Genomic DNA, 24,554 nt, shown 5'->3' on the forward strand with positions numbered 1-24,554 from the left:
GCAGCGGCGTCTTCCTTCTTAGAACGGCCATATCAGCGGTACCAGGGCAATCACCGTGATAGCGACAATCGCGCTGAGCGGGGCGCCCAGGCGTAGGTAGTCGCTGAAACGATAGCCGCCGGGGCCGAGCACCATCAGGTTGGTTTGGTAGCCCAGCGGAGTCATAAAGCTGGCCGAGGCGGCAAACATAATGGCGATGGCAAAGGGTAGAAAATTCACGCCCAACTGGTCGGCCACCGAGACGGCAATCGGGAACATCAGCACGGCGGCGGCGTTGTTGGTGATCAGCTCGGTAAATACCACCGTCATGAGGTAGACCAGCGCCAGCGCGGCCCAGGGGGCAAGTGCTTCGGTCAGTAATAACCATTGGGCCACCTGGGTGGCGGCGCCGGTTTCGGTCATGCCTGCGCCTAAAGCAAACGAGGCGGCAATCACGATTAATACAGAAAGATCAACATAGCGCCGCGCTTTGCTCATGGGTACGCAGCGGGTTGCCAGCATGCCGCCCCCGGCCAGCAACGCGGCTTCTAAAATCGACAGTAGCCCGGTCGCGCTTAGCGCCACCATGCCTCCTAGTATGCAGAGGGCCATGGGGGCTTTGCGAAAATCCGGCGGCGTGGAGTCGTTCAAGCTACTCACGAGCAGAAAGTCTTTGCGATAACGGTACTGGTCGACGAAGTCGTGAGTGGTTTCCAGTAACAGGGTGTCGCCAACCTGTAGCGTTGCGGTGCCGAGCTTGCCGGGTAGGCTTTTGCCGTGCCGTGAGATGGACAGAATCACGGCTTGGTAGCGGGAGCGAAACCGCGAGTCTTTAACGCTTTGCCCAAGCCCGCCAAAATCCGGGCCGATGACCGCTTCCACCAGGCAGCGCCGGTGGTGGGCAATATCCAGCTTGTGAATATCGCCACTGGCGGGTTTTAGGCCATGAATGCGGCGTAGCTCTCGGGCGCATTCCGGCGCGCCAATAAACATGAGGACATCGCCCGGCTGCAGCACGGTCTCTTGCGGTACGTTGTTGAGCAATTCACCGTTGCGCTCAATATCCGCCAGGTAGCCGTTCGCCAAGCTGCGCAGGCCTGCCTCCGCGATGGTTTTACCCACCAGCGGCCCTTTGGCTTCTACCTCAACGTCAACCACGTATTCGCGGGCCTGCTCAAGCTGTTCTAAAACGCCTTGGCGATCCGGCAGTAGGCGATTGGTGAAAAAATACAGAAAAGTGCCGCCTACCAACACCAGTGGTACGCCCACCCACGCCAGTGAAAACATCGAGAGGCTGACGCCGCGCTCGCTTTGCAGCAGGCCATCCACCACCAGGTTGGTGCTGGTGCCAATCAAGGTGCAGGTGCCGCCGATAATCGCCGCGTAACTGAGCGGTAGCAACAGCTTGCCCGGTGGCAGTTTTAGCCGTGCCGCCCACTCTTGAATGGCGGGGATGAACATGGCCACCACGGTGGTGTTGTTCATAAACGCGCTTAGCCCGGCAGCGGGTAGCAATACGCGTAACTGTGCGTGACGAAGCTTTGAGGGTTGGCCTAACAATCGGTGGGCCAGCCATTGAATCGCCCCGGTTTCTTTTAGCCCTGCTGCTACCACGTAGAGCGTGGCAATGGTGATCACCCCTGGGTTGGAGAACCCTTGTAGCGCTTGCGCGGGGGTTAACGTACCGCTGATGACGAGGCATCCGAGGGCGGCCATCAAAATCGCATCTGGGGCAATTCGGGTAAGCGCGAGGGCGGCTAAGGTGGCAACCACCACCAAGAGGGTTAATATCGCCGCTACTTCCATGATGCTCCGTTTCTAAACCAGACTGTCTTATAAAGCGTCCAGGCACGCTACCGCCCGGGGATTGTTCCGGGCGCTTTCCCTTGCCCTCATCCTAATTAGCTTTTCGCCGACCATTACTGCGTTGGGTCACTGCGTTTTTGTTACAATGCGCGTTGGCCCCGAGTTAACTAACCCCGTGGGTTAACTCATTTGAACGCAAGGAGCGACATGAGCCTCAGTGATAGCCAACCTACTGCGCAATGCGCCCAATGGTACCTTATCCAATGTAAGGGGGGCGAGTCTTTCCGCGCTGCCGAACAGCTGGAAAATCAGGGCTATCATATCTTCCACCCGGTGCTGGGCGTTCAGCGAAAGCGGCGCAGCAAACTGGTGTGGGTCACCGAGCCGCTCTTCCCTCATTACCTCTTTATTAAGTTAGACCAAGTGGCGAGCAATTGGCGGCCGATTCGTTCTACGCGGGGGGTTTTAAAGCTGGTGACGTTTGGCGACCAGCCCGCCGTGGTGCCTGAGCACATTGTGGATACGCTGTGCCAGCATCTGATGGATAAAGATGCCACGCAGGAGGCGTATTTCTGTGTAGGCGATGCCGTGGAAGTCACCGAGGGGGCATTCAAAGGTCAGCTTGCCCAGCTTACCGAGTTAAAAGGCCAAGACCGCGCCCTGCTGCTGCTGACGTTATTAAACCGCCCCCAGCAGGTGGAAGTACCCATCGCGCATTTGCAGAAGCAGTGATGCCGTTAGATGGTCTGATCGCCCGACAAGTCGGGCTCCTACGGGGTTTGGGTGCGTGCACCGGGGTTCGTAGGAGCGCAATTCATTGCGCGATCAGCAGTGATCAAGGCGCCGAAGGTAATTCCTAGCAGATGGCCTTATCGCCCGACAAGTCGGGCTCTTACGGGGTTGGGTGCGTGTAGCGGGGTTCGTAGGAGCGCAATTCATTGCGCGATCAGAAATGATCAAGCCACCGCTGACTATCGCTTGTAGATGGCCTGATCGCCCGACAAGTCGGGCTCCTACAGGGGGTGGGTGCAGGCACCCACGTATGCGCATGGGGCTTCGTAGGAGCCCAATTCATTGGGCGATCAGCAGGGATCAAGGCGCCGAGGGTGAACGCTTGTAGACAGCCTGATCGCCCGACAAGCCGGGCTCCTACGGGGGTTGGGTGCAGGCACCCACGTATGCGCATGGGGCTTCGTAGGAGCCCAATTCATTGGGCGATCAGCAGGAATCAAGGCGCCGAGGGTGAACGCTTGTAGACAGCCTGATCGCCCGACAAGTCGGGCTCCTACGGGGGTTGGGTGCAGGCACCGGGGTTCGTAGGAGCGCAATTCATTGCGCGATCAGCAGGGATCAAGGCGCCGAGGGTGAACGCTTGTAGATAGCCTGATCGCCCGACAAGTCGGGCTCCTACGGGGTTGGGTGCGTGCACTGGGGTTCGTAGGAGCGCAATTCATTGCGCGATCAGCAGTGATCAAGGCGCCGAAGGTTATCGCTTGTAGATGGCCTGATCGCCCGACAAGTCGGGCTCCTACGGGGGCTGGGTGCACTCGTCATGCCGCGTCACTGCGTAACAACGGCCAAGCTCCTTGCTTCGATGCTTCCAATATAACAATTTCAATGATGGAGCCATCTTCTGCGTAGCTAATGTGCGTATTCCAATCTTGCGAAACTTCTTTTGCGATTGGCTTATCGGAGAGATGCACAACTAAAATATCATCCGCTTCATCATAGGTGGTTCGCATGTTTAGCCCTCCCACTGAAAATGGTGCATAACAGTTTTAACAATGAGCTTACCTTCTAGCACAACGGCAGCGCAGACCAAGTTGTCATTCCGCGACGAGAACATTTTGGCTATCCAGAGACGGCTATCATCTTTATATCGAATATGCCCTGTTTCGAGCAGCTCTCTCAATTGTGCTTCACTAATAGCGCGCTGCGCCATACGCTCTCGTGCATGTCGAGTTACATGAACATCCATGTCGAATCGCTGGCAATGCATCCAACAGCCCCCACAAAAATACTTCTTTAGGCTAGCACGAAAGTACCGCCATGAATTATACCTGTAGACAATCTGATCGCTCCTATAGGGGCTGGGTGCGTGTATTGGGTTTTGTTGTAAATTATAGGTGGGAATCCAGGGATGGAGGTGGGTTATGCCGCGTGGTCATGCGTTGCGCCTGGGTCGGCGTTGTATACCGGGGCATTATTATGTGGTGACGATAGTGACGGATAATCGCCGGTCTGTTTTCCGTGATTTTTCGATGGGGTGCGCAGCGTCCCGTGCGTTTTATCATCCAAGCGTTCAGCGGCATGGGGTGACGTGGGCGTTTGTGGTGATGCCTGACCATGTGCATTGGTTAATGGCGTTAGAGGGTGACCTTTCGCAGGCGGTTAAGTTGTATAAATCGTACGTTTCGCTGGCGGCGGGTAGCCCGGTTTGGCAGCGAGGATTTCACGACCGGTTGATACGAGAGGAGGAAGGCGTGCGTGATAGCGCACGTTATATTGTGGCTAACCCGTTAAGGGCCGGGCTGGTTAACCAGATTGGCGATTACAGTTTTTGGGATGCCCGTTGGTTAACGCCGGATGCGGGAGACCAGGTGCTTGTGTGAGGGCTTATTAAGAGCCGAAGGTAATTAGCTGATAGATAGTCTGATCGCCCGACAAGTCGGGCTCCTACGGGGTTGAGTGCAGGCACGGGCAATCAGTGTGAAGCCAGCTCGTTAAAGAACGAGGGGTTTTCTTGAATGGTCGCGAGCACCTTCGCTGCCAGCCCTGTTGGGTTGCGACGCTTGGTCTCCCAACTTTTTATGGTGTCGACACTGGTGCCCATTGCGTCGGCGAACTCAGCTTGGGATACATGCAGTTTCGCCCGAATTGCTCTGACATCCGCCACTTCGTGGCGGGTCACTCGGCTGGCTTGAGTCTTACCCTTCTTGATCTCGACAGCTTCTTGCAGCGATGTGTTGAGTTCATCAAAAATACTCATCAAGAAACCTCCTCTTTTAACTGCTGGGTAAGTGTTTTGAGCGCGGCCTTTTCGGAAGTCGTCAAAGTGTCTTTTACATTTTTGGGATAAGCCAGTATCAGGTAAATGACCTCAGCGGTAGCCAAAAAGTAAATCACTCGCGCACCACCTCGTTTACCCTTATGCCCCAATGCCATACGAACCTTGCGCAGTCCCCCTGTACCTTGAATCAGGTCACCTTTGTCCGGCTGCGCAATGAGCGCTAATTGAAGCTCCTTTAACTCGTCGTCAGAGGCAATAGTGACGATTTGCCTAGTGAACGTAGACGTTTCAATAAACTCTATGGCGTGAGTCACCTTTATGGCTTTCCTCTGACTAGTATGCCTTATGGTGTACAAAGTACACGGCCAAAATCGAAATGTCGATATAATTAATATCTGCCAACAGAGTCATCGCCCTAATAAAGGCAGATGATGGCACTGTAGTTTATTGCTCGTAGATAGCCTGATCGCCCGACAAGTCGGGCTCCTACGGGTTTAGGTGCGTGCACCGGGGTTCGTAGGAGCGCAATTCATTGCGCGATCAGGTGGAGGCTTACTTATAAACGGGGAACTTGTTGCATACCGCGGCGGCTTTATCCAGCACCTCGGCTTCAATGGCGCTGGTGTCTTCGCCACTGGCGAGTACATCGAGGATGTCGCAGATCCAGCCTGCCAGGTCGCTGCACTCTTTTTCACCGAAGCCGCGTGTGGTCACGGCGGGTGTGCCGATGCGCAGGCCGGAGGTGACGAACGGGCTTTGCGGGTCGTTGGGCACCGCGTTTTTGTTGACGGTGATGTGCGCACGGCCAAGGGCGGCGTCGGCGTCTTTACCGGTCACGCCCTGCTTGATCAACGATAGCAGGAAGAGGTGGTCTTCGGTGCCGCCGGAGACGATGTCGTAGCCGCGCTCGATAAACACGCTGGCCATCGCCTGGGCGTTCTTGACCACTTGCTGCTGGTAGGTCTTGAACTCCGGCGCCATGGCTTCCTTGAAGCAGATGGCCTTGGCGGCGATGACGTGCATCAGCGGGCCGCCCTGGCCGCCTGGGAACACGGCAGACTGAAGCTTTTTCTCAATATCCGCGTCGTTTTCGGCGGAGAGAATCACGCCACTACGCGGGCCACGAAGAGTTTTGTGCGTGGTGGAGGTGACCACGTGGGCGTGGGGCAGCGGGCTTGGGTAAACGCCCGCCGCCACTAGGCCGGAAACATGCGCCATATCGACCAACAAGTAAGCACCGACTTCGTCGGCGATCTCGCGGAACTTGGCCCAGTCGACAATTTGCGAGTAAGCCGAGAAGCCCGCAATGATCATTTTAGGCTTGTGTTCACTCGCAAGCTGAGCGACTTGATCGTAGTCAATCAGGCCTTGCTCGTTGAGGCCGTACTGAATGGCGTTGTAGTGCTTGCCAGAGAAGTTGGGTTTGGCACCGTGGGTCAGGTGGCCGCCAGCGTCGAGGCTCATACCCAGGATGGTGTCGCCCGGCTTGACCAGCGCTTGGAACACGGCGCTGTTGGCCTGTGAGCCGGAGTGCGGCTGCACGTTGACGTAGGTGGCGCCGAACAGTTCTTTGGCGTAATCGATAGCAAGGTTTTCGGCGATGTCGACGAATTCGCAGCCGCCGTAGTAGCGCTTGCCGGGGTAGCCTTCGGCGTATTTGTTGGTCAGCTGGCTGCCTTGGGCTTCCAGTACGCGGGGGCTGGCGTAGTTTTCGGAGGCAATGAGTTCAATGTGGGCTTCCTGGCGTGCCACTTCTTTTTGCATGGCATCAAAAAGCACATCATCGAATCCGGCAATTGTCATATCGCGGCTGAACATCGGCGGGGAACCTCGTACGAAGGGTCGGTCATGAAAGAGTAGGCGGCTATGATACCTCAGCCGAGCGCGGGTTTCATCGCAACCGCATCAGGATGCAGATGAATCGCGCTCATGTGCCGCAGAGTAAGAGGCTGGGTGCTAGGCCTCGCCTAATAAACCCAAACTTGCCGCGGGTGCTTGGCGGCGTAGGCTGCGGGAGAGGCCGTGGCCGATCACGCCGATGAGCAGCGCGCCGCCGATGGGTAGCGCAAGCCATAGCTCGGGGTGCGGGCGTGGCGGTAAATCCAGCAGGTAGAGATACAGCGCAGCGGTGGCGATTTCAGCCAGGGCCGCGCCCAGTAGCCCGCTGGCAAAGCCGAGTAGTGCGAACTCTGCGCCTTGGACTCGCGAGATCATCGTCTGCCCTGCCCCGAACACGCGCAGCAGGCCGCTTTCGTGGGCGCGCACTGGCCGGCTGGCGGTCAGTGCGGCGTAGAGCACACTCACCCCGGCCAGCAGCACGAGTATCAATACCAGCTCGACCGCTCGGGTGACTTGGGTGAGCACATCGCGTACTTGGCCTAAAATCGCCTCCACGTTGAGCAGCGAAACGCCGGGGAAGTCTTGCACCAGCTGATTGACCAGGCTTTGTTCTTCCTCTGGTAGATAGAACGCGGTGATATAGCTATGGCCGAATGACTCCAACACTTCCGGCGGGAAGATCACGAAGAAGTTGGGCCGGAAGGAGTCCCAGTTGAGGCTGCGCAAGCTGGTGATCTCGGTGGTGATTTCGTCGCTGCCCACGGCAAAGGTGAGCTGGTCGCCAAGCGTCAGCCCTAGCCGCTCGGCCAGGCCGTCCTCCATAGAAATTGGCACCGGTGCGGCTTGGGCGGTGGCGTCTACCTCATTCATCCAATCCTGCTGTTGGTCAGCGCCCTCTTCATTATTTGCAAACCATTCACCGGCGACGATCTCGTTACCTTCCGGCACCTCGGCCTGCCAGGTCAGATTAAGCTCGCGACGCAGGGAGTTATCACCCCGCGCGTCGGGGCGTACCGCCTCACGCGGGTCCTGGTCATTGATCGAGACCACCCGCCCGCGCACCATGGGGTACAGCTCGCTTTGCGCTTCGGCACGCGGGCTGACCACGTCTTCAAAGGCGTCGCGCTCACCGGGTTGAATGTTGATGGCAAAATAGTTGGGCGTGTCGTCAGGCAGTTGGTCCTGCCAGGTGCTGAGCAGGTCGCCACGCACCAGGACGATCATCGCCATGGCAAAGAAGGTCACCGAAAACGCCATCATTTGGCCGAGGCCCGCCTGCCGACGGCGCCCTAGCTGACGGCCGCCCAGGCGCAGCGCTTGCGACCAGGGGCCTTTGCCCGACAGCGCCTGCACGCCGCGCAAGACACCACTCAGTAGCAGCGCGCTTACGCCCCACAGCACGCCGAGCATGGCGGCACCGCCAACCAGCAGGGCCAATGCCAGCGGCAGGCTGCCGGAATACAGCCATAGCAGGCCGCCGAACACCAGGCTTGCCACGCTGACCACCAGCCACGCAGACGGCGGTAGCGGGTCCAGCTCGCGGCGCAGTACTTTGAGGGCGCTCACGCGCTTGATGCGTAACAGCGTGGGCCCGGCAAAGCCAACCAACACCGCCAGCGCGGTGAGCACGCCCAGGCCCAGGGGCATAATGCCCGGGGGCGGTAAGGTCATGGGCAGGAAGCTGGCCAGCAGCCACAGCAGTAGCGCTTGGCCTACGAGCCCCAACACGGCCCCGATCAACGAAGCGACTAGCGCCAAGCAGAGCAGTTGGATGGAGAAAATCACCACCAGCTGGTGTTGGCTGGCCCCAAAACAGCGCAGCAGCGCGGCGGTGTCCAGGTGACGCTCAACGTAACGCCGGGTCGACATGGCCACGGCCACGCCCGCCAGCAATACCGCAGCCAGCCCGGCAAGGCCGAGATAGCTTTCAGCGCGCTCCAGAGCGTTGCCCAGTTGGGGCTGGTCGACGCGTACGTCGCTGACTTCCACGCCGTCGCGACGCAGTTCATTCAACAGGCCCTGCACCTCATCCATCGCCTGGGGCGGCCCGGCGGCGAGGATTTCAAATTCGACCCGCGAGCCCTCTTGCACCAGCCCGGTGGCGTCCAGGTCGGCGGTATTGAGCATCAGCCGTGGATTAAAGTTGCCGAATCCGCCGGACTGGTCGGCTTCGCGTTCGATAATGCCGCTGATGGTCAGCTCGGTCTGGCCGACCTGAACACTGTCGCCTATCTCAATATCGATTAACTGCGCCAAGCGCGGGTCGGCCCAGGCCTCGCCGGGGGACGGGCCAGAGGCGATTTGCTCGCTGCCTTCGCCTCGGTCGACCCGCGAGCTGCCGTAGTGCGGATAAACGTCATCGACTGCCTTGAGGCTGGCGGGCTGGAAGCGGTCGTCGCGGCTGATCATCGAGACAAGATCAACCTGGTCGCTCAGGGTGAAACCGGCATCTTCCAGTTGAGTGCGTAGCTCATCGCTGAACGGGTCGCGCTGTTCCAGCACCACGTCGCCGCCGAGCATCTGGCTGGCTTGCCGCTCCAAGCCGCGGTCCAGCCGGTCGAGGAAAAACGCGATCATGGTCGACGCGGCTACGGCGAGCGTCAGCGCTACAAACAGCGCGCGAACATCGGCGGCGCGTAGGTCGCGCTTTAGACTTCGCAGGGCCAGGCGAGCGTTAAGGTTGCTCATGCATGGCCCTCTTGGTTTACCTGGTTGTCGTTGGCGAGCGTATCGCTTGCGAGTGTGTGGGGGTCGAACGCCTCAAGATGGCCATCGATGAGCCGCAGGCAGCGGTCGCAGCGGCGCGCCAGGGCGTGGTCGTGGGTGACCAGAATCAGCGTGGTGCCCGCCTGGTGGTTGAGGGTGAATAACAGATCAATAATTTGCGCGCCGGTGTCTGGGTCCAGGTTGCCGGTGGGCTCGTCGGCGAAAACCAGTTCAGGGTCGGTGACAAACGCCCGGGCAATCGCTACGCGCTGTTGCTCGCCGCCGGAGAGTTGTTTGGGCAGGTGGCCCTGGCGTTCGCCGAGCCCTACGCGGCCAAGCCACTGGGCGGCGGTGTCGGTTTCGCCCGCGCGGGGCGAAAGCTCCAATGGCAGTAGCACGTTTTCCAGCGCACTCAGCGTCGGCAACAGCTGAAAGTTTTGGAACACAAAGCCGACGCGGCCTGCCCGCAGCGAGGCGCGGCCGTCTTCATCCAACCGGCTGAGCGGATGGCCGAACAGGCTCAGCTCACCGTCGGTGGGCGTATCCAGCCCTGCCAGCAGGCCGAGCAAGGTGGATTTACCCGCCCCGCTTTTGCCCAAAATAGCCACACTCTCACCCGCTGCCACGCTCATCGAAAGGTCGTGTAAGATAGTTAACGTGCGCTCGCCGCTGGTAACACTTTTGGTTAAGCGTTCTGCATGAAGCACGCGCTGGCCGCCCTTGTTGGCGGTAGGTTCAGGTGAGTCAAATGAGGAGTAAGACATGAAGCGTGGCATCCTTGTAGCTTGGCGAGAACATTACCGCATACTAACCCTGTGGCTAGGGGTGCTGATAGCCACCTTTACCGCATCGCCAGTCAACGCTGAGACCGTCAACCCAGACGCAGACACGGGATCTACCGTGCTGGTCATGGGCGATAGCCTAAGCGCGGCGTATAACATTGAGCGCGATGAAAGTTGGGTGGCCCTGCTTGAAGAACGTTTGCAGGGGGATGCCAACGTCGTCAATGCCAGCATCAGCGGTGAGACCACCTCGGGCGGTGTGCAGCGTTTTGATGAACTGCTAGGACAGCATGAACCTGATATTATTCTGCTCGAGCTGGGTGGCAACGATGGGCTGCGCGGGCTTGCGCCACAGCAAATGCAGGCCAATCTAGCGGCGATGATTGAGGCTAGCCAGGAGGCGGATGCGGACGTGTTATTGTTAGGCATCGATATCCCGCCTAACTACGGCGATGCCTATCGCGAGGCGTTTACCACCGTGTATCACAATCTCGCCGATGAGTACGACGTCGCGTTAGTGCCGTTTTTGCTGGAAGGTGTGGCCACCGATGATGCCTTGATGCAGAACGATGGCATTCACCCTACCGCCGAGGCCCAGCCGATTATTTTGGAAAATGTGTGGGAAACGTTGGAAGAGATGGTGGCCCAGTAAATGAGAGTCACGCGGCGGCAACTACTCGCCGGGCTGGGTGCCGGTATGCTGTGCCTGTTCATTGGCGCGCCCTCGCCTGCGTCGGCGTTTAACCCTGAGCGGGTGCGGGAAAAGATGCGGCAGGCCCATGGCGACAGTGGCGTAGCGCTGATTGACGACTGGCTTGCCATGATCGAACGGCTGAGAGATGCCCGCCTGGGCGACCAGTTGAGAGAAGTAAATGACTTCTTCAACCGCAAAGTGCGGTGGCGTGACGACATCGACATTTGGGGCCAGGAAGATTACTGGGCTACCCCACTGGAGATGCTCGGCAAGCGAGAAGGCGACTGCGAAGATTACTCAATTGCCAAGTACATCACGCTCAAAGAACTGGGCGTGCCCGGCAATAAATTGCGCATGATATATGTCCGCGCGCGCATCGGCCGTTCGCAGCGCACCCAGGCCCACATGGTGCTGGGGTATTACCAAACGTCAGCCTCTGAGCCCTTACTGCTGGATAACATTATTCCTTCTATCCGGCCGGCTTCAGAACGGGATGACTTGGATCCTGTATTCAGTTTCAACAGTAGTGGTTTATGGGCCGGGGGCTCGCGGGAGTCTCGGGCTGACCCCTTAGCGCGGCTTTCACGCTGGCAAAGCGTGGTGGACCGTATGCGCGATCAAGGATTTATATAAGGAGATAGGATATGTCTCTCATCAAGCAGCTATGGTTGGCGGTCATCCTGATACTGCTCATGGCGTTTGTAGGCAGCTTGGCGGTGAGTATCACCTCAAGCCGCCACTACATTGAGCAGGAAGTGCAAATTAAAAATGCTGACAACGCTAATGCGCTGGCGCTTTCCATGAGTCAAATGGAGAAAGAGGACGTTAGCATTGAGCTTTTACTGTCGGCCCAGTTTGATACTGGCCACTATCGCTTGATTGAGCTTCGCTCACCGGAAGGCGAGGTGATGGAAAGCCGTGAAACTGAGGCGCTAGACGATGGCGTGCCTGCCTGGTTTGTTGATTTGGTGCGCCTGGACGTCTCTCCAGGCGAAGCGGTGGTGCAAGATGGCTGGAGCCAATACGGCACCTTAACCTTGGCGAGCCAACACGACTACGCCTACCGTTCGCTATGGCAAAGCACGCTGGAAATGGCCGCCTGGTTTGCGTTAGTGGGAGTTATCAGCCTGTTGCTGGCGTGGTGGATTGTCCGCTCCATTCGCCGACCCTTGATTGAAGTGGTCAGCCAGGCACGCAGCATCAGCGCTCGCCGCTTTACCACATCCCAAGAGCCACGCACCCTGGAACTGCGCGAAGTCGTGCAAGCAATGAATACCCTCTCCGGGGCGGTGCATACCATGCTTAGCGAAGAAACCGGCAAGCTCGACCAGTTGCGCCGCCGTTTGCAGGAAGACCCCACCACCGGCGCGTCTAACCGCACTACCCTGCTGGACCATTTGCAGCGCAACCTGGATAGCGATTCCCAGCGCGCCAGTGGTGTCTTGATTATGGTGCGCGTGGATGACCTGCCCGCGGTGAACGAACGTCTCGGCCACCAGGCCACCGACGCTGCATTAAAGGCGCTGGTTGGGCATTTATACCAATTGGCGAACGAGCTCGGCGGCGGTGAAGTAGGCCGTTTGAACGGCAGTGACTTTTTGCTGGTGGTCTACGGTGCGCAGGATATCGAACATGTCAGCGAGGCCCTTAAGCATCAATTGACCCTGCTGCGCGATGCCGTGGGCGAACCGCTGCGGCTGCCTGCGGCACTGAGCGAATACACCCAGGGTGATACCCCCTCTCAACGCCTGGCGGCGCTGGATGGCGCACTGGCGGATGCCGAAGGCCGTGGTGATCTGGCACTGGTAGTCGCCGCCGGGGAGTCTCGCTCTTCGCTTTACAACACCCATGATGCGTGGCGCTCGGCGCTGATCCAGGCGATGGACGCCGGTGTGGCGCTAGCGCGCTTCCCGGTGGTCAATGTCCGCCAGGGGGTGGTGCATTTTGAGGCGCCTTCGCGCCTTGAGCTTGACGGCGAGTGGCGTAGCGCTGGCTTGTTCATGCCTTGGGTGGCGAGGCTTCAGCTGGAAGACCGACTGGATATGGCGGTCGCCGAGCGTGCTCTGGCAATTATCGAGAGCGACCGGATTCCGCTGGGCATCAATCTTTCTGGGCGCGCTGTGGGCGATATGGCCTTTATCAAAACGCTGCGTCATCGGCTTGAGCGCGCGCCTGAGGCGGCACGTATGCTGTGGATTGAGCTACCTGAAAGTATTGCGCTGCACGATTTGGCAAGCTTCCGGCTATTATGCCGCGAGCTACAGCCCACCGGCGTGCGGATTGGTTTGGAACACGTGGGTAGCGAATTTACTCGCCTTGCCGACCTGCACGACCTGGGGCTTGCCTTCCTCAAGTTTGACGCCAGCCTGGTCAGCGGCGTCGACCAGGCCTTTGATCAACAAACCATACTGCGCGGCATGGCCACCTTGGCGCACTCGCTGGGTATTTTGGCCATTGCCGAAGGTGTTAAAACCGAGGAAGAAGCTGACACCTTGTTTGATCTGGGGTTGGATGCCATTACCGGGCCTGGGGTTAAGGCGGGGTAAGAAGGAAGAAGGAAGAAGGAAGAAGGAAGAAGGAAGAAGGAAGTTTAACGGTAGATCAGCGGCAGGGAAGCCGCTGATTAACATCTAGATGACGTCGCTGTCATCGTCGCTTATCAACCCCACATCATTTACGCGCTTACGCAGCGACTGCCTGTCCAGGAGTTTTTCCTGGGCTTTTTCGGGTAGGTCAGTGAAGCGGATAATGCCTTTATCCATCAGCAGGGTGATGACGTCTTCCAGCACCCGCACGAACTCAAGGTCCGACTGGCGAAGGCGCTCCGCCTCCTGGTCCTCGACGTTTAGAAAACGCAGTAGCTCGGCCGAGTCCGCCGAGACAAACTCCTGGCAGTGTTCATTGGCAGTTCGGCTTACCTGGGCAATCTCGCCTTGGCTGTCGCGGTTAACGTACATGGTGGTAGCGCTCCCAGTGGCAGCCAAGCTGCCGTGATCGTTGAATATGGTTAGCCTAACAAAAGGCCCCGCTTGGCGGTACCAAGCGGGGCCACTGAGGACCGTTCAGGCTTACTCGATGTCGAGCTTGCCATCCTGGATCAAGTGGGTTAGATCGCCATTGGGGCCTGCGCCCAGATCTTCTGCGGAGACATCCTTCAGGGTCACGCTCTTGCTGTCGCCCTGGCCGTTCTTCTGGGTAATCGCGATATTTACATCATTGCTGCCTTCATTGCTGGCGGTCACGAAGTAATCATCCAATGACTGGCCCTCGTCATCATTCAGCAGATCGGAGAGATCCAGCACATCGTTGGCTACATCAAAACGCTCGATAGTGACGTCGTCTGAGCTGTCGTCCAGCACGAACTGTTCGGCACTGTCGTCATCGCCGACAAGGATGTTGCCGACTGACGAGCCACTGGTCAGTTCTACGTTGTCGATGTAGAGATTTTCACCCCATGAAGAACTGTTATTATCAATTTTTAGCTCAATATTGCCCTCGTCATTGGCGATAGCCTCAAGCTTAATCTTGTCGTCAAAACCACCCCTGTGCTGGATTTTTTCGTCGCCGTTAGCTTCGACGGTAAATTCATCTCCCCAACGGCCATTATTATCCTCCCAGCTATTCAAACCAGTTGACGTCCATGCATCAAAGCTGATCTCTACCGTATCGCCTGGATTAAAGCCTGAATAGGTTTTCATCACTGAACTATGAGACTGAATTTCAACGTTGCCTCCATCAGTTAACGTGGCCCCTACTCCTTCGTATGTCCAACCTTCGCCACCTGAATTGAAATCGTCCGTTTCAGTCTTGGTGTTATCACCCGCGCTGGTGATGTCGAAGTCGAAAGCAACCTCGTCACCGTCGGCATCTTCGGCCAGGACTTGCAGCGTGGTGGACCCAAGCGCCGCTCCGCTCAACGTGTACTCACCGGTGGTGAGGTTGGCGTTAAGCGTGCCACCCAGTACGTTGTTCACCGTCACTTGGCCGTTCTCGTCAGGCGTGTAACTCACATCTCCGACCTTCAGAGACTTGAGACCACCACTTGTACCTTGACCATCCGAGCCAAAGTCGACGTTATCCAGCAGGTTGCCTTCCAGACTGCCATCCGCGGTCAGCGCTTGTTCGTCGCTGGCGGTGGGCTGGGTGTCAACGTTGATATCAAAGATGACATCAAAGTTAGCCGTATCGCCATCCGCATCGGAGGCTGTAACGGTAAACTGCTTCTGGGTATCCGCCAGGAACTCACTAGCGGTAGCCGTGTAGATGTAGGTGCCAGCTGCAAAATCTACCGCCAGCTGGCCATCGCCTTGTAGCGCTATGGTGGAGCCGTCAGCAAAGTCAGCCGCAGTGTAGGTAGTACCATCGACCGTAATCGAATCAAAGCTGATCGTACCGTCACCGCCGGTAACGTTGTCGTTCAAATCACCGTTAAGCGTGAGGCGAACCGGATCAATCGCCTCATCAAGGCCATTTTCATCCTCGACCACCAGCGTTTCGGAAACGTTATTGCCTGCTTCAGCCAGTTGATCCAGATAGTAGGTGTTGTTAATTCCGCTACCAAGCGCTACCACATTGAGCGAATCGATATGGTTGGAAACAAAATCGTTCCAATCATCCTGATAGATACCATCCAATAAGCCAGGCTCTTCGCCGCCCCAATCATAGTTTTCAGTGGTCGGCTCACCATCCGAGATAAAGTATGCTGCGGTTTGGTCGGCTGCAGGAGCGTCGTTGGCATCGTCAACCGTTTTGGCAACCGCGTCTTCGTAGTTGGTGTTACCACCAGCTTGAAGTTGCTCGATCAGCGCAATGGCATCTTCTGCGTTCTTCCAGCCATGGTCAGTGGCCGAGGCGTTAAAGGTCGTCAGTTTAACCTGTACGCTCCCCATTCCCTCGTAGCTGTTAATCATGTTGACTAATGCTTCTTTAGCTAGCTCGAAGCGCGTGGTTTCTTGGCCGTTAGATTGCTGGATCTTGTCGTTCATGCTGCCGGAGGTGTCCAGCGTCAGGTAGATGTTGCTGCTTACCGGATCAGCCGTGGCGGCCGCAAAATCCATGCTGCGCGTTTCACCCGACGCGGTGGGCACCGCATCCGCATTCACCGTTAGCGAGTAGCTATCCTCAGACCAGGCGAGGCCGTCCGATACGCTAAAGTCGAAAGCGGTATCTTCAGCAGCGTCGTTGGTTTGGGTGTAGACCAGTTCGCCATTTGCGATGGCGTCTGTGCTGATGACGTCACCTGCTTCTACGGCTTCACCATTAAGCGTCAATGCACCTGCATTCGCATCAGGAAGCGAGTCGATACGTACGGCTTCCAGTTGGTCATCGCTATCTGGGTCGCTGAACTCACCGAAGTCAGCCGTGGTCAACACCAGCCCTTCACCGGCGTTGGCGTCCACCTCATCATCGGTGGATTCCGGTGCGCTGTTGGCCATCGCCTCAAGTGCAAAGCTTCCATCAACGCTGTCGCCATCAGCATCGGTGACTTGGTAATCAAACGCTATGTCACTGCTTGCCAATTGCTGGTACTGGAAGAATTCCCACTGCCCGGTTGCTGGTGTTAGCTGAAGCTGGAAGACCATTTCGCCATCACCGTCACGCGCCACAATGGCGTTGTCGCTGGTGTCGATATCGGTAACCGGGGAGCCGTCTTTCAGGGCAACGTTACCGGCCAGGCCGGTTAATGCAAGGCTGCCGGGGCCATCGGCACCGTAATTGACGTCAAGCGAGCTTTTCGCGTAGCCAATCGGCGCGCCGGTAGAGCCGGTGAACTCGATGGACGAGACAGTGAAGTCGCTATTGTCGTTGTGGTTGGGGCCTTTGCCGTTGTCATCGGCTTTTAGCACGATGGTATCGAAGCCACCATCTTCCACCTGGAAGTTATCCGCATAGTTACCACTGTTGGCATCGGAGCTAAACGACTGTGTAGAAATCAGTTCACCGTCGCGGTAGAACTCAGCTACCCCGGTTTCCAGCTCGCCGCCGAACATTTTGGCGAATTCGATATTGGCACCGTAAGCAACTTGGCCATTTTGCAGCGCGATAGTTAGCGTTTCAGAGGCTTCATCGTCTGCTGTTTTGCGGAAGTCGATCTCATTGTCCAGGTTGTGGTAAGGCGACGCATCGCTATCCACGCCAAGGCCATCGCTAGATTGATTTACATCTGCGTCGACCAAATCAAGATCGTATTTACCTTCAAACCCTTGTGCCGTTACCACCACATTGCCGTCGGCAAAGCTGAACTGCGACTGACTACCGTTGTTGCCGGTGAAGTCGACATTGCCCACGTAGATGTTGGGAATACCCTCATTGGTGACGGTGACCGTATCGGCTTCGTCTACGGTCGGGGTGTCATCGTTGAAGTCGAGCGTGAGTGTGCCGCTCTGGGTTTCGCCATCGGCGTTTTGGGCGGTGTACTCAAGCGCTACACTGGCATCGTTTTCAGTGTTGTCGCCGTCCTCACCATCGAGGGTTTCGTGGAGGACGTTTTCCAGCAACGTGACGGTGTAGTTGCCTTCGTCATCAAGCTCAACAGTAAACAGCGCTTCGCCTTCGCGGCCTTCTGCAGGGCTCTCTGAGATAGTGGCGGTTAACACGCCATTCGCCCAGCCGTAGTTGACCTGCTCCTGACCCACCGTGGCGGTTTGGCCATTCATGCCTGCAAAGTCGAGCGACTCAGCCCCTGCTACGCCAATTTTGCCGGTGAAGGTGCTCTCATCGCTGCCTTGGCCTTCGCGATCGCCAGGACCACCCGCAATACCATTTTCCAGGCCATCTTCGTCAACCAACGCTTCTTGACTCGCTTCGAGAGTCAATGGTGCTTCGTAGCCTGCTAGATTGCTGGTGGAATCCACGGTTAGCGTGGCGCTGTCGGTGCCGCCTTGACCATCCGTGATGGTGTAGTCGAAGCTTTCCTGCAGCGTGATATCGGTGAGGAAGTAGTCGCCACCGTCAGTGTCCACATCGCTGTTCTCGTAAGCGAGACCTTCAAAGGCGATGTAACGGAAGTCACCTGCGTCGTCTGCAGAGACATTGACCCGGCCAACGTTATTGCTTCCATTCTGGTAAGCAACATCATCAGGTCCAAAGGTACCGCTACCGACCAATTCACCGGCTTCGTTGTAGGTGTACCAGGCGCCGCTTTCACCGCCATTTTCGTTATTGAACAGATTGGTAACGCCGAAGGAGAAGCCGGCGCCTTCGATGCTGTCGCCCATATCGGCGACCATGACTTCGCCGTTATCGTTGATCTGCTCGGGCACATCGCGACCGTCACTACCTGCGACGCCAACACCTTTGCCGTCAGTCACCTCTATTCGCTGCATGGCTGCAGTATCAAGCGTGAAGTTATTCAGCAGGTTGTTCTGAAGCTGATCGTCACCCTCCACAAACCCGTAAAGCACTGGTTGAGGCTGATTTGAGACATAGTCGTAGCTGCCGTCGCCGTTGAGCGTCAGCGTGCCAAACTGTCCCTGGATAGGTTCGCCAACGTTTGCGGCGCTCCCTTCGACAGCGCTAACGGTTAGCGGGTCGTCATCGGGGTCAGTATCGTTGGACAACACGCCGTTATCTTCGCCAACGGTAAGGGTTTCATCGAAGGCGACTTCGTTGGTGTCGTCTTGGGCGTCGGGGGCCACGTTGTAGTCGCGGCTAGCATCAGCGCTAAAGTCGTTGCCGGCGTCGTCAGTGCCGGTGACGTTAGCTTCGATGGTGTCGTTTTCGGCGAGTACATTGCCGTCCACATCGATGCTGTAGGTGAGGTCTTCACCCACGGTGCCTTCGTAGCTTTGATCGCCCACGGTCAGGGTGACGGTGTCGCCTTCGGCGGCATCGCCGGTGACGCTACCGGTGATCGCAATGGTCTGGCCGGCTTCGGTTTCGTTGATGGTGTTGTCGTCGGTGACCGGATCAATGCTGATCGTGGCGCTGGCTTCGGTATCGACGTTGTAGTCGCGGCTATTGTCCGCGCTAAATTCGTTACCGGCGTCATCGGTACCGCTGACATTGGCTTCGATGGTGTCGTTTTCGGCGAGTACATTGCCGTCTACATCGATGCTGTAGGTGAGGTCTTCACCCACGGTGCCTTCGTAGCTTTGATCGCCCACGGTCAGGGTGACGGTGTCGCCTTCGGCGGCATCGCCGGTGACGCTACCGGTGATCGCAATGGTCTGGCCGGCTTCGGTTTCATTGACGGTGTTGTCGTCGGTGACCGGATCAATGCTGATCGTGGCGCTGGCTTCGGTATCGACGTTGTAGTCGCGGCTATTGTCCGCGCTAAATTCGTTACCGGCGTCATCGGTACCGCTGACATTGGCTTCGATGGTGTCGTTTTCGGCGAGTACATTGCCGTCTACATCGATGCTGTAGGTCAGATCTTCACCCACGGTGCCTTCGTAGCTTTGATCGCCCACGGTCAGGGTGACGGTGTCGCCTTCGGCGGCATCGCCGGTAACACTACCGGTGATCGCAATGGTCTGGCCGGCTTCGGTTTCGTTGACGGTGTTGTCGTCGGTGACCGGATCAATGGTTATGCCCGCTTCAGCGGTGGTATCGACCATATACTCGCGGGCGTTGTCCGCGCTGAATTCATTACCCGCTTCGTCAGTGCCAGAAACGTTGGCTCGAATGTTGTCATTCGATGCCAGAACATCCCCATCCACTTCAATCGCGTAGTTGCCTTCAGCGTCTACTTGGCCTGTGTATTCATTCTCACCAACGTTCAGCGTAACGGTGTCGCCTTCGGCGGCGTCGCCAGTGACGCTACCGGTGATGGTGATCTGGTTGCCTTCTTCCGCTTCTTCACCGTTGATCACGTCGTCACCGGTGATAGCGTCAATGCTAATCGTGGCGCTGGCTTCGGTATCAACGTTGTAGTCGCGGCTATTGTCGGCGCTAAATTCGTTACCGGCGTCATCGGTACCGCTGACATTGGCTTCGATGGTGTCGTTTTCGGCAAGCACATTGCCGTCTACATCAATGGAGTAGTTGCCATCGGCATCCACCTGGCCGGTGTATTCGTTCTCGCCAATCGTCAGGGTGACGGTGTCGCCTTCGGCGGCATCGCCGGTGACGCTACCGGTGATCGCAATGGTCTGGCCGGCTTCGGTTTCGTTGACGGTGTTGTCATCGGTGACCGGATCGATAGTGATACCGGCTTCGGCAGTGGTGTCTACCTCATAATCACGACTGGCATCCGCGCTAAATTCGTTACCGGCGTCGTCACTACCGCTGACATTGGCTTCGATGGTGTCGTTTTCGGCAAGCACATTGCCGTCTACATCAATGGAGTAGTTGCCATCGGCATCCACCTGGCCGGTGTATTCGTTCTCGCCAATCGTCAGGGTGACGGTGTCGCCTTCGGCGGCATCGCCGGAAACGCTACCGGTAATCGCAATGGTCTGGCCGGCTTCGGTTTCGTTGATGGTGTTGTCGTCGGTGACCGGATCGATAGTGATACCGGCTTCGGCAGTGGTGTCTACCTCATAATCACGACTGGCATCCGCGCTAAATTCGTTACCGGCGTCGTCACTACCGCTGACATTGGCTTCGATGGTGTTGTTTTCGGCAAGCACATTGCCGTCTACATCGATGCTGTAGGTGAGGTCTTCACCCACGGTGCCTTCGTAGCTTTGATCGCCCACGGTCAAGGTGACGGTGTCGCCTTCGGCGGCATCGCCGGTAACGCTACCGGTAATCGCAATGGTCTGGCCGGCTTCGGTTTCGTTGACGGTGTTGTCATCGGTGACCGGATCAATGCTGATCGTGGCGCTGGCTTCGGTATCAACGTTGTAGTCGCGGCTATTGTCCGCGCTGAATTCGTTACCGGCGTCATCGGTACCGCTAACATTGGCTTCGATGGTGTCGTTTTCGGCAAGCACATTGCCGTCTACATCAATGGAGTAGTTGCCATCGGCATCCACCTGGCCGGTGTATTCGTTCTCGCCAATCGTCAGGGTGACGGTGTCGCCTTCGGCGGCATCGCCGGTGACGCTACCGGTGATCGCAATGGTCTGGCCGGCTTCGGTTTCGTTGACGGTGTTGTCATCGGTGACCGGATCGATAGTGATACCGGCTTCGGCAGTGGTGTCTACCTCATAATCACGACTGGCATCCGCGCTAAATTCGTTACCGGCGTCGTCACTACCGCTGACATTGGCTTCGATGGTGTTGTTTTCGGCAAGCACATTGCCGTCCACGTCGATGCTGTAGGTCAGATCTTCACCCACGGTGCCTTCGTAACTTTGGTCGCCCACGGTCAGGGTGACGGTGTCGCCTTCGGCGGCATCGCCGGTAACGCTACCGGTGATCGCAATGGTCTGGCCGGCTTCGGTTTCGTTGACGGTGTTGTCATCGGTGACCGGATCAATGCTGATCGTGGCGCTGGCTTCGGTATCAACGTTGTAGTCGCGGCTATTGTCGGCGCTAAATTCGTTACCGGCGTCATCGGTACCGCTAACATTGGCTTCGATGGTGTCGTTTTCGGCGAGTACATTGCCGTCCACGTCGATGCTGTAGGTCAGATCTTCACCCACGGTGCCTTCGTAACTTTGGTCGCCCACGGTCAGGGTGACGGTGTCGCCTTCGGCGGCATCGCCGGTGACGCTACCGGTGATCGCAATGGTCTGGCCGGCTTCGGTTTCATTGACGGTGTTGTCGTCGGTGACCGGATCAATGCTGATCGTGGCGCTGGCTTCGGTATCAACGTTGTAGTCGCGGCTATTGTCGGCGCTAAATTCGTTACCGGCGTCATCGGTACCGCTGACATTGGCTTCGATGGTGTCGTTTTCGGCAAGCACATTGCCGTCTACATCAATGGAGTAGTTGCCATCGGCATCCACCTGGCCGGTGTATTCGTTCTCGCCAATCGTCAGGGTGACGGTGTCGCCTTCGGCGGCATCGCCGGTAACGCTACCGGTGATCGCAATGGTCTGGCCGGCTTCGGTTTCGTTGATGGTGTTGTCGTCGGTGACCGGATCGATAGTGATACCGGCTTCGGCAGTGGTGTCTACCTCATAATCACGACTGGCATCCGCGCTAAATTCGTTACCGGCGTCGTCACTACCGCTGACATTGGCTTCGATGGTGTCGTTTTCGGCGAGTACATCGCCGTCCACGTCGATGCTGTAGGTCAGATCTTCACCCACGGTGCCTTCGTAACTTTGGTCGCCCACGGTCAGGGTGACGGTGTCGCCTTCGGCGGCATCGCCGGTGACGCTACCGGTGATCGCAATGGTCTGGCCGGCTTCGGTTTCATTGACGGTGTTGTCGTCGGTGACCGGATCAATGCTGATCGTGGCGCTGGCTTCGGTATCGACGTTGTAGTCGCGGCTATTGTCGGCGCTGAATTCGTTACCGGCGTCATCGGTACCGCTGACATTGGCTTCGATGGTGTCGTTTTCGGCGAGTACATTGCCGTCCACGTCGATGCTGTAGGTCAGATCTTCACCCACGGTGCCTTCGTAACTTTGGTCGCCCACGGTCAGGGTGACGGTGTCGCCTTCGGCGGCATCGCCGGTAACACTACCGGTGATCGCAATGGTCTGGCCGGCTTCGGTTTCGTTGACGGTGTTGTCATCGGTGACCGGATCAATGGTTATGCCCGCTTCAGCGGTGGTATCGACCATATACTCGCGGGCGTTGTCCGCGCTGAATTCATTACCCGCTTCGTCAGTGCCAGAAACGTTGGCTCGAATGTTGTCATTCGATGCCAGAACATCCCCATCCACTTCAATCGCGTAGTTGCCTTCAGCGTCTACTTGGCCTGTGTATTCATTCTCACCAACGTTCAGCGTAACGGTGTCGCCTTCGGCGGCGTCGCCAGTGACGCTACCGGTGATGGTGATCTGGTTGCCTTCTTCCGCTTCTTCACCGTTGATCACGTCGTCACCGGTGATAGCGTCAATGCTGATCGTGGCGCTGGCTTCGGTATCAACGTTGTAGTCACGGCTATTGTCCGCGCTGAATTCGTTACCGGCGTCATCGGTACCGCTGACATTGGCTTCGATGGTGTCGTTTTCGGCGAGCACATCGCCGTCTACATCAATGGAGTAGTTGCCGTCGGCATCCACCTGGCCGGTGTATTCGTTCTCGCCGATGATCAGCGTAACGGTGTCGCCTTCGGCGGCATCGCCGGTGACGCTACCGGTGATCGCAATGGTCTGGCCGGCTTCGGTTTCGTTGATGGTGTTGTCGTCGGTGACCGGATCAATGCTGATCGTGGCGCTGGCTTCGGTATCAACGTTGTAGTCGCGGCTATTGTCGGCGCTGAATTCGTTACCGGCGTCATCGGTACCGCTGACATTGGCTTCGATGGCGTCGTTTTCGGCGAGTACATTGCCGTCCACATCGATGCTGTAGGTGAGGTCTTCACCCACGGTGCCTTCGTAGCTTTGATCGCCCACGGTCAGGGTGACGGTGTCGCCTTCGGCGGCATCGCCGGAAACGCTACCGGTGATCGCAATGGTCTGGCCGGCTTCGGTTTCGTTGATGGTGTTGTCGTCGGTGACCGGATCAATGCTGATCGTGGCGCTGGCTTCGGTATCAACGTTGTAGTCGCGGCTATTGTCGGCGCTGAATTCGTTACCGGCGTCATCGGTACCGCTGACATTGGCTTCGATGGTGTCGTTTTCGGCAAGCACATTGCCGTCTACATCAATGGAGTAGTTGCCGTCGGCATCCACCTGGCCGGTGTATTCGTTCTCGCCAATCGTCAGGGTGACGGTGTCGCCTTCGGCGGCATCGCCGGTGACGCTACCGGTGATCGCAATGGTCTGGCCGGCTTCGGTTTCGTTGATGGTGTTGTCGTCGGTGACCGGGTCGATGGTAATTCCGGCTTCGGCAGTGGTGTCCACCTCATAATCACGAGTAGTATCCGCGCTGAACTCGTTACCTGCGTCGTCGCTACCAGAAACATTGGCATCAACGGTATCGTTGGCGGCAAGTACGTCACCATCAACGTCGATGGCAAAATTACCATCCGCGTCAACCAAACCGCTGTAGGTCTGGTCGCCAATACTCAGGGTAACCGTGTCGCCTTCACCCGCATCGCCGGTCACACTACCGGTGAGCGTAATGATCTGACCGGCTTCGGTTTCGTTGATCGTGTCATCGCCCGTGATGGGGTCAAGAATAATGCCTGCCACCGCAACGGTATCGTCAGCTCCGCCTTCTTCGTCAGCAGTCGGCACCTCTGCAAACTCGACTGTGTCAGGACCACCCTCGACGCCACTTGCATAGTCATACTGCAAACCCTGAACAGATTCTTCGATACGTGCGAGCTGGACGAAGTCGGAGCCTCCGCCACCACCACCGGCAGCACCACCTCCTGCAGCGGTCGCTTCAAGCAGTTCGAGCAGGTCCCCATCTTCATCTTCGAGTGCGGAGAGCAGCGCTTCTACTTCGCTGTCCTGGGCGACCGTTTCGTCTTGGTCAGGGGCATTTTCGGCATCCACGTCATTGGACATTGCCACTTCTTCGTCAGCGCCAATCGTGGTTGCTGGCAAGCCGTCGTCAAAATCAAGCTGAACACTGCCGTTGCTAGAGGTGACAAGCGTTTCGCCCTCTTCAAGGGCGTCACCGATAGCAAGCTCACGCAGATTGCCATCAGGGTCTCGTGCCCATGCCTGACCAGAAATCGCGACAACGGTTGCAATGCTCATAGGAGTCATCCTCTAACGACAAAAATAGGGTTTTGTATTGATAACTAGATTAGGCGAGGTTGGAGAGGCTTAGTATTGGA

15 protein-coding genes are annotated in these 24,554 nt (G+C 57.4%); 5 read left to right on the top strand and 10 right to left on the bottom strand.

The window, feature by feature from the left end; all coding sequences use genetic code 11:
- Positions 1 to 18: 18 nt before the first annotated feature.
- Positions 19 to 1,785 (bottom strand): SLC13 family permease, encoded by a 1,767-nt coding sequence (locus GA0071314_RS12795; RefSeq protein WP_074397005.1) that lies wholly within the window; start codon positions 1,783 to 1,785, stop codon positions 19 to 21.
- Positions 1,786 to 1,992: 207 nt separating this feature from the next.
- On the opposite strand from GA0071314_RS12795, the gene rfaH reads away from it, so the two are divergent.
- Positions 1,993 to 2,517, top strand: a complete 525-nt coding sequence (gene rfaH / locus GA0071314_RS12800) for a transcription/translation regulatory transformer protein RfaH (RefSeq protein WP_074397006.1) — start codon at positions 1,993 to 1,995, stop codon at positions 2,515 to 2,517.
- Positions 2,518 to 3,335: 818 nt separating this feature from the next.
- Here the strand turns inward: rfaH and GA0071314_RS12805 are convergent.
- Positions 3,336 to 3,527: a DUF2283 domain-containing protein gene (locus GA0071314_RS12805; protein ID WP_074397007.1), complete on the bottom strand. Its 192-nt coding sequence runs from the start codon at positions 3,525 to 3,527 to the stop codon at positions 3,336 to 3,338.
- Positions 3,528 to 3,529: 2 nt separating this feature from the next.
- Positions 3,530 to 3,784: a DUF4258 domain-containing protein gene (locus GA0071314_RS12810; RefSeq protein ID WP_082934255.1), complete on the bottom strand. Its 255-nt coding sequence runs from the start codon at positions 3,782 to 3,784 to the stop codon at positions 3,530 to 3,532.
- A 154-nt stretch (positions 3,785 to 3,938) separates the two neighbouring features.
- Here GA0071314_RS12810 and GA0071314_RS12815 point away from each other — a divergent pair, with 154 nt between their 5' ends.
- Positions 3,939 to 4,397: an REP-associated tyrosine transposase gene (locus tag GA0071314_RS12815; protein ID WP_074397008.1), complete on the top strand. Its 459-nt coding sequence runs from the start codon at positions 3,939 to 3,941 to the stop codon at positions 4,395 to 4,397.
- A gap of 92 nt (positions 4,398 to 4,489) precedes the next feature.
- Here GA0071314_RS12815 and nadS read toward each other — a convergent pair whose 3' ends face one another.
- From nadS to GA0071314_RS12840, 5 genes are all read right to left on the bottom strand, one after another.
- Entirely contained in the window at positions 4,490 to 4,774 is a 285-nt protein-coding gene (gene nadS, locus GA0071314_RS12820; protein WP_074397009.1) for a NadS family protein, read from the bottom strand.
- Positions 4,774 to 5,109, bottom strand: a complete 336-nt coding sequence (locus GA0071314_RS12825) for a type II toxin-antitoxin system RelE/ParE family toxin (RefSeq protein ID WP_074397010.1) — start codon at positions 5,107 to 5,109, stop codon at positions 4,774 to 4,776. Before GA0071314_RS12825 ends, nadS begins: the two co-directional genes overlap by 1 nt.
- 238 nt (positions 5,110 to 5,347) lie before the next feature.
- Entirely contained in the window at positions 5,348 to 6,613 is a 1,266-nt protein-coding gene (gene glyA, locus GA0071314_RS12830; protein ID WP_074397011.1) for a serine hydroxymethyltransferase, read from the bottom strand.
- Between the two features lie 138 nt (positions 6,614 to 6,751).
- On the bottom strand, positions 6,752 to 9,322 hold the full coding sequence (locus tag GA0071314_RS12835; protein ID WP_074397012.1) for an ABC transporter permease: 2,571 nt from the start codon (positions 9,320 to 9,322) through the stop codon (positions 6,752 to 6,754).
- Entirely contained in the window at positions 9,319 to 10,104 is a 786-nt protein-coding gene (locus GA0071314_RS12840; RefSeq protein ID WP_074397013.1) for an ABC transporter ATP-binding protein, read from the bottom strand. The genes GA0071314_RS12835 and GA0071314_RS12840 overlap by 4 nt, the downstream gene beginning before the upstream one ends.
- On the opposite strand from GA0071314_RS12840, the gene GA0071314_RS12845 reads away from it, so the two are divergent.
- Genes GA0071314_RS12845 through GA0071314_RS12855 form a run of 3 tightly spaced genes read left to right on the top strand, consistent with a single transcriptional unit; the run spans position 10,103 to position 13,362 of the window.
- A complete protein-coding gene (locus tag GA0071314_RS12845; protein ID WP_074397014.1) occupies positions 10,103 to 10,774 on the top strand; it encodes an arylesterase in 672 nt (223 codons plus the stop codon). The genes GA0071314_RS12840 and GA0071314_RS12845 overlap by 2 nt on opposite strands.
- Positions 10,775 to 11,449, top strand: a complete 675-nt coding sequence (locus GA0071314_RS12850; RefSeq protein ID WP_074397015.1) for a transglutaminase-like cysteine peptidase — start codon at positions 10,775 to 10,777, stop codon at positions 11,447 to 11,449. It begins immediately after the preceding gene.
- Positions 11,450 to 11,460: 11 nt separating this feature from the next.
- Positions 11,461 to 13,362 carry an EAL domain-containing protein gene (locus tag GA0071314_RS12855; protein ID WP_074397016.1) on the top strand — a complete coding sequence of 634 codons (1,902 nt, stop codon included), beginning with the start codon at positions 11,461 to 11,463 and terminating at the stop codon, positions 13,360 to 13,362.
- A gap of 84 nt (positions 13,363 to 13,446) precedes the next feature.
- Here the strand turns inward: GA0071314_RS12855 and GA0071314_RS12860 are convergent, their stop codons facing one another.
- Together GA0071314_RS12860 and GA0071314_RS12865 are read right to left on the bottom strand one after the other, a co-directional pair.
- On the bottom strand, positions 13,447 to 13,773 hold the full coding sequence (locus GA0071314_RS12860) for a tryptophan synthase subunit beta like protein (protein WP_074397017.1): 327 nt from the start codon (positions 13,771 to 13,773) through the stop codon (positions 13,447 to 13,449).
- 111 nt (positions 13,774 to 13,884) lie between these two features.
- On the bottom strand, positions 13,885 to 24,474 hold the full coding sequence (locus GA0071314_RS12865) for an Ig-like domain-containing protein (RefSeq protein WP_074397018.1): 10,590 nt from the start codon (positions 24,472 to 24,474) through the stop codon (positions 13,885 to 13,887).
- Positions 24,475 to 24,554 lie beyond the last annotated feature (80 nt).

The sequence above is a fragment of the Halomonas sp. HL-93 genome (genome assembly GCF_900086985.1).
Classification (GTDB): Bacteria; Pseudomonadota; Gammaproteobacteria; order Pseudomonadales; family Halomonadaceae; genus Vreelandella.

Excerpts from the sequence above, each read along its gene's own strand:
- GA0071314_RS12795 (WP_074397005.1), bottom strand. The coding sequence starts at position 1,785 with ATGGAAGTAGCGGCGATATTAACCCTCTTGGTGGTGGTTGCCACCTTA.
- rfaH (WP_074397006.1), top strand. The coding sequence starts at position 1,993 with ATGAGCCTCAGTGATAGCCAACCTACTGCGCAATGCGCCCAATGGTAC.
- GA0071314_RS12805 (WP_074397007.1), bottom strand. The coding sequence starts at position 3,527 with ATGCGAACCACCTATGATGAAGCGGATGATATTTTAGTTGTGCATCTC.
- GA0071314_RS12810 (WP_082934255.1), bottom strand. The coding sequence starts at position 3,784 with ATGCATTGCCAGCGATTCGACATGGATGTTCATGTAACTCGACATGCA.
- GA0071314_RS12815 (WP_074397008.1), top strand. The coding sequence starts at position 3,939 with ATGCCGCGTGGTCATGCGTTGCGCCTGGGTCGGCGTTGTATACCGGGG.
- nadS (WP_074397009.1), bottom strand. The coding sequence starts at position 4,774 with ATGAGTATTTTTGATGAACTCAACACATCGCTGCAAGAAGCTGTCGAG.
- glyA (WP_074397011.1), bottom strand. The coding sequence starts at position 6,613 with ATGTTCAGCCGCGATATGACAATTGCCGGATTCGATGATGTGCTTTTT.
- GA0071314_RS12835 (WP_074397012.1), bottom strand. The coding sequence starts at position 9,322 with ATGAGCAACCTTAACGCTCGCCTGGCCCTGCGAAGTCTAAAGCGCGAC.
- GA0071314_RS12845 (WP_074397014.1), top strand. The coding sequence starts at position 10,103 with ATGAAGCGTGGCATCCTTGTAGCTTGGCGAGAACATTACCGCATACTA.
- GA0071314_RS12840 (WP_074397013.1), bottom strand. The coding sequence starts at position 10,104 with ATGTCTTACTCCTCATTTGACTCACCTGAACCTACCGCCAACAAGGGC.
- GA0071314_RS12850 (WP_074397015.1), top strand. The coding sequence starts at position 10,775 with ATGAGAGTCACGCGGCGGCAACTACTCGCCGGGCTGGGTGCCGGTATG.
- GA0071314_RS12855 (WP_074397016.1), top strand. The coding sequence starts at position 11,461 with ATGTCTCTCATCAAGCAGCTATGGTTGGCGGTCATCCTGATACTGCTC.
- GA0071314_RS12860 (WP_074397017.1), bottom strand. The coding sequence starts at position 13,773 with ATGTACGTTAACCGCGACAGCCAAGGCGAGATTGCCCAGGTAAGCCGA.
- GA0071314_RS12865 (WP_074397018.1), bottom strand. The coding sequence starts at position 24,474 with ATGAGCATTGCAACCGTTGTCGCGATTTCTGGTCAGGCATGGGCACGA.